Source organism: Curtobacterium sp. MCSS17_011 (genome assembly GCF_003224275.1).
Classification (GTDB): Bacteria; Actinomycetota; Actinomycetes; order Actinomycetales; family Microbacteriaceae; genus Curtobacterium.
Map to the genome: position 1 here is coordinate 1 of NZ_QKLE01000052.1, position 3958 is coordinate 3958.

4 protein-coding genes are annotated in these 3958 nt (G+C 70.3%); 2 read left to right on the top strand and 2 right to left on the bottom strand.

Annotated features, from left to right (window positions below):
* Positions 1-2371 (bottom strand): TM0106 family RecB-like putative nuclease (locus DEJ17_RS17365; protein WP_146239763.1); only part of this gene is annotated, 2371 nt, incomplete at its 3' end.
* 68 nt (positions 2372-2439) lie between these two features.
* Positions 2440-2658 (bottom strand): DUF1653 domain-containing protein, encoded by a 219-nt coding sequence (locus DEJ17_RS17370; protein WP_258366891.1) that lies wholly within the window; start codon positions 2656-2658, stop codon positions 2440-2442.
* Between the two features lie 32 nt (positions 2659-2690).
* Between DEJ17_RS17370 and DEJ17_RS17375 the strand changes: the two genes are divergently transcribed.
* Together DEJ17_RS17375 and DEJ17_RS17380 are read left to right on the top strand one after the other, a co-directional pair.
* The gene (locus tag DEJ17_RS17375; RefSeq protein WP_110895661.1) at positions 2691-3290 is read left to right on the top strand and encodes a TMEM175 family protein; all 600 of its coding nucleotides are present in this window, start codon (positions 2691-2693) and stop codon (positions 3288-3290) included.
* A gap of 280 nt (positions 3291-3570) precedes the next feature.
* Positions 3571-3958, top strand: a 388-nt coding sequence (locus DEJ17_RS17380) for a thioredoxin family protein (RefSeq protein ID WP_110895662.1), incomplete at its 3' end; no start/stop codon positions are given.

A 3958-nucleotide genomic window follows, 5' to 3' on the forward strand; every position in this document is an offset into this window, starting at 1 on the left:
TGCCCGTGCCGGGAGGGCCCTGGATCGCCAGGTACGACCGGTCGAGGTCGAGCAGGGTCGACACGACCGCCGACACCGTGTCGTCGCCCTGCGCCGGGACGATCGGGCCACGCGGGGGCACCCGACGCAGCAGGTCGAGCGCGGGGTCGGGCAGCATCGTCGGCAGCTCGTCGAGCACTGCCTGACCCCACCAGGCGATCGCCTCGGGCTGTGGCTTCGCGCGCGGCGGTGCCGACGGGGCGAGGGCCACCGGGAACTCGTGGTGCGGCTCGCCACCGACGGGCAGTCCTTCCTTCACGAGCACCTCGACGGCATCGCCGTTGTCCCACACATCCACGATCACGGCGCGCGACGACGCGCCCTTCGACCCGGGGCCCGGAGAGGCGACCGATGGCGGAAGCGGGTCGTCGTAGACCAGGTGGGGCGTGCCTCCAGGCCGGAGCCGCGAACCGGGCGCGAGCGTCCCCGACAACCGGAGCTCTCGCGACTGCGAGCGGGCACGCGGCAGCGTGTCCCAGTCGCGCTCGACGGACGCACGTTCCACGACCAGCACGTCACGCGTGTCGGCCCAGTCGTCGACCGGGTTCCGCAGGCGGTCGAAGTGGTCCTGCCAGAAGGTCTTGGCCTCGCGGCGGTGGTAGTCGATTGCGGCCGCGGCGAGCGCCAACGCGGTCTGGTCGGGCGTCCGGTCCAGGGCGTCGACGTCCTCGAGCTGCGCGGCCAGCGCGACGTACACCGGATTCGGTTCGCGCTCGACGGGGATCGGTGGGACCTCGAGCTCGAGCGCCGGGTCGGCCGCATCGAAGTCTTCGGTACGCAGCGAGCGGAGCCAGTCGCGCAGGCGCAGGGTCGAGCGGCAGTCGTAGGCGTTGTAGTCGGCGACCTGGTCGAGCATCCGCTGCCCCTCGGCAGCGTCACCGTTCCGGAGTTCCTCGATCGCGTCGACGTAGGCGGTGATGCTGTCCGCGGCGTTCGTGACGTCGCTCTCGCGCAGGTCCGATCCCATGTACAGCGGTTCGAGCTTCTTGATCGAGTAGCTGTGGCTGCCGACGACCAGGGCCTTGCGGACGATCGGGTACAGGTCGACCAGGACCCCGGCGCGCAGCAGGCCGTCGACGGCGTCCTCGCCCACGCCGTGGCGGGCGGCGAGCGACAGCAGGTGCGTCCGCTCGTAGGCCGCGTAGTGGTAGATGTGCATGCCCGGGTACTGCTGGCGGCGCTCGTCGATGAAGGCGAGAAAGCCTTCGAGCGCTGTGCGTTCGTCGCGGATCGTGTGCGCCCAGAACGCGGTGAACTCGGCGCGGTCGTCGACCAGGCCGAACAGGTAGTCGAGGCCCCAGTGCACGCCGTCCTCGGTGTGCAGCGGGTCGCCCTCGAAGTCGAAGAACACGTCGCCCGGGTCCGGCGCCGGGATCGCGTCGAGCGCGCGGGCGTCGAGGACCTCAAAGCGCGGCTTGACGGGCTGGTCCGGCCCGTCGGCGCCCTTCCGTCGGGCGTCTTCCGTCTCGATCTGGAGGCTCGCCTGACGCACCAGCCGATCCTGCGTCGCGCGGGACAAGCCCGGCACTGCCCGGGTGCGGACCGCCAGGTCGTCGATCGTCCGCACCTCGTGCTTGATCAGCTTCGCGCGCTGGTCCAGGCGCATGCCCGCGACGAGGACGAGGTCGCGGTGCTCGGCGACCTGTGTCGAGCAGACGTCGCATCGGCCACACGAGGAGTAGCGCGGGTCACCCCACTGCAGTGACTCGTCGGCGGCGATGCGCTCGGCGATGACCCGCTGCAGTTCGGCGCGCTGCGTGCGGTACACCGGCGCGATGTCGGCGAGGTCGTGCGTGGTCGTCGTCCGGTCGCCGAGTACCAGGTGCACCTGCTCACCGGTGGGGATGCCGTGCGCCTGCATCTGCTCGGCGTACGCGGCGAGCTGCAGCAGGGCGCTGATCTTGGCGTGGCGGGCGAGCTTGGTGTCGTAGACCTCGTACTCGCCGCGGTCGTTGCGGATGATGAAGTCCGCGAAGCCGATGAACCCGGGGGCGTCGGCCGTCGGTGCTGCGTGGAACGTCGGCTGGTACAGCACGTCGGCGCCGTCGGCGAAGGCCTGTCGTGCTTCGGCGGCGGCGCGTGCGTAGTCCGGCGGGGCGGGGCGGTCGAACTCGACGACGTCGCGGGTCTGCTTGAGGATGTCGAGGTAGTCGAGCTCGTGCTGGTCCCCCAGCCGTGCGGTGCGCTCGAGCATGTCGTCGTGCACGTCCGGCAGGGCTTCCCCGCGACCGAGCTTGGCGTCGAGCCGTCGCAGGAACGCCCACTCGCAGGCCGACCACGTGCTCAGGTCACTCGGGCTGAGCAGCACGTGCCCGTCGACGCCGATCTGCATGCGCTCCCCCTTGCTCTTCGGTGCGCTGAAAGCCTAGGGGCGAGCGCCGACACCGGTTGCTCGGGCTGTCAGCTGCCGACCGGCACGAACCGCGGCCCGTCGTACCCGTCGCGGGTGACGTGTGCAGTGAAGTCGGCGAGTGAACGCACCCAGTGTCCGCGATCGCCGTAGAGCGCCTGGTACACGACGACCGGTTCCTCGGTCTCGACGTCGCGGGCGACGAGGAGCACCTCGTAGTCGTTGCCCTTGAAGTGCCGGTACCGCCCAGGTGTCACGTTGAAGCTCACGACCCGACACTAAGCGTTCCTAGACTCGGGTCATGACGGAACCGGCAAGGACCGACCGCGGACTCGACCGCCTGGTGAACTTCTCCGACGCCACCGTCGCGATCGCCATCACGCTGCTGATCCTGCCGCTGGTCGACATCGCCAGCGAGATGTCCTCGGGCGAGAGCGCCGGCGACCTGCTCCGCCAGCACTGGCCGGCGCTACTCGAGTTCCTCATCACCTTCTGGTTGATCTCGCGCTTTTGGATCCTCCACCACCAGGTGTTCGAGCACGTCCGGTCCTACAACCCGCGGATCATGCAGCTGAACTTCGTCTGGCTCATCAGCATCGTGTTCCTGCCGTTCGCCGCCAACCTGCTCAACAGCGGCGAGAACGACGACCGTGTGGCCCACGCGCTCTACCTCGGCAGCATGGTCGTGACGAGCCTGGCGCTCACCGCCATCGAACTCGTGCTCCGACGGAACCCCGAGTTGCTCGCCACACCGCTGGGCGACTCCGCGCGGGGGCTCATCGCCGCCGGACTGCTGTCGGCGGCGCTGGTCTTGTCGGTGGTGTTCCCGAGCATCGGCCTGCTCTGGGCGCTGCTGCTGCTGTTGCAGGGCACCGTCGCCCGGCTGCTCCGACGGGTGTGAGCACGGTGCGTCCCGGTTCGAGGGCATGCGGGACGCACCTCGACACCCGCGCGGACCGGGAACCGTTTTCTGGAACGCCCCGTCGAGCCGTGGCCGATTGCCTACAAAAGTATGCCTATTCAAGCGCGCCAGAGGCCCGGCCCCCGACAGCAGGTGAGACCCGAACCAAGACCGAAGACCCACGGCCCACGGCCCACGAACCGTGCCCCGACACTCGCCCCTCCCCGTCACGTTCGGTCACGTTGGCCCGGAACGCTGCCGAACCACGTACCGTCACGGCATGACCGTCATCCTGGCCGTCGCCGTGCTCGTGGGAGTCCTCGCAGTCGCCACGGTGCTCGGCCTGCTCCTGCGCGCGAAGACCGGCCGCGCACGGACCACCACGGCACCGGGCGACGCCGGGACGGTCGCTGACCTCGCGCCGTCGACAGCCTTCGGCACGCGCGCCACCCTCGTCCAGTTCTCCACCCCGACCTGCGCCCGCTGCCCCGCGACGGCCAGGCACCTGGACTCCGTCGCCGCCCGGCACGACGGCGTCACCCGGCTGGAGATCGACCTCGCCGAGCACCCCGGACTGGCGAGCCGCTTCAACGTCCTGCAGACCCCCACGGTCCTGCTCGTCGACGGTTCCCGGACCGTTCGCACCCGCTTCGGAGGCCCACCCCGCC